Here is a 981-nt window from a genome sequence, read left to right as displayed (position 1 = left end):
CGCGCCGAGGATGGTGCCGAGCCCGGACACGACCAAGCCGAGCACCCACATGTTCGCGCCCACCCCGGGGGAGTTCTCGACGCTGCTCAGTGGGGTGTAGGCGGTCCAGCCGAAGTCGGCCGACCCCTGCGGTGTGAGGAAGCCGCCGACCACCATCAGCCCGCCGAACAGGTACAACCAGTAGGCCAGCGCGTTGAGGCGGGGGAACGACACGTCCGGCGCGCCGATCTGGATCGGCACGATGTAGTTGGCGAACCCGAAGGCCGCGGGCGTGGCGAACAGCAGCAGCATCACCGCGCCGTGCGAGGTGAAGAGCTGGTTGTACTGCTCCGGGGACAGGAACTGCATCCCCGGGCGGGCCAGCTCGGCCCGCATCACCATCGCCTCCAGGCCGGCCAACACGAAGAAGGCGAAGGAGGTCAGCAGATACAGCAGGCCGATCTGCTTGTGGTCGGTGGTGGCGAGGAACTTGAGTAACGAGTTGCCGGGGACCGGCGCGCGTACCGGTCCGGGGAAGCCCCCGAAACGGGCCGGAGCCAGGATCGCCGGGCCCCGATCTCGACCGGGTTCCGTGGTTACCCGCTTGGGCATGGTTGCTCACCCCGTCGTGACGGCAGAAAGGACGGGCGTGCCTACCCGACCCTCTCCCCATGTAACCAGCCCAGAGCGGTAATTTCGGTCAGATCGCCAGTACCGGCGCACCTACCGTCATCGCTCAGGTCGCGGGCAGCATCGCCCAGACGGCCTTGCCCTGACCGGCCGGCACGCTGCCCCAGCGCTGGGTGAGCTCCCGGACCAGCAGCAGCCCCCGCCCGCCCTCGGCGTGCAGGTCCGTCCCGCCCTCCCGGGCCTGGGCGCTGCTGCCGTCCACCACGGCCAGGTGCAGATACGGCCGGCGCAGGGTCACCGTCACCTGCATTGGCGTGCCGGCGTGCCGGACCACGTTGCCGACCAGTTCGCTGAGCACCAGGGCCGCCGGGC

General features: G+C 69.9%; 2 protein-coding genes. Both read right to left on the bottom strand.

What is annotated here, in order from left to right; translation table 11 throughout:
* Positions 1 to 591, bottom strand: a 591-nt coding sequence (locus KBX34_RS33165) for a cbb3-type cytochrome c oxidase subunit I (RefSeq protein ID WP_210929002.1), incomplete at its 3' end; no start/stop codon positions are given.
* Positions 592 to 715: 124 nt separating this feature from the next.
* Positions 716 to 981, bottom strand: a 266-nt coding sequence (locus tag KBX34_RS33160; RefSeq protein ID WP_210929001.1) for an ATP-binding protein, incomplete at its 5' end; no start/stop codon positions are given.

Origin of the sequence: Micromonospora sp. M61, from assembly GCF_018070245.1 — a bacterium.
Taxonomy (GTDB): domain Bacteria; phylum Actinomycetota; class Actinomycetes; order Mycobacteriales; family Micromonosporaceae; genus Micromonospora; species Micromonospora zamorensis.
This window is presented reverse-complemented; position numbering and strand designations above follow the sequence as displayed.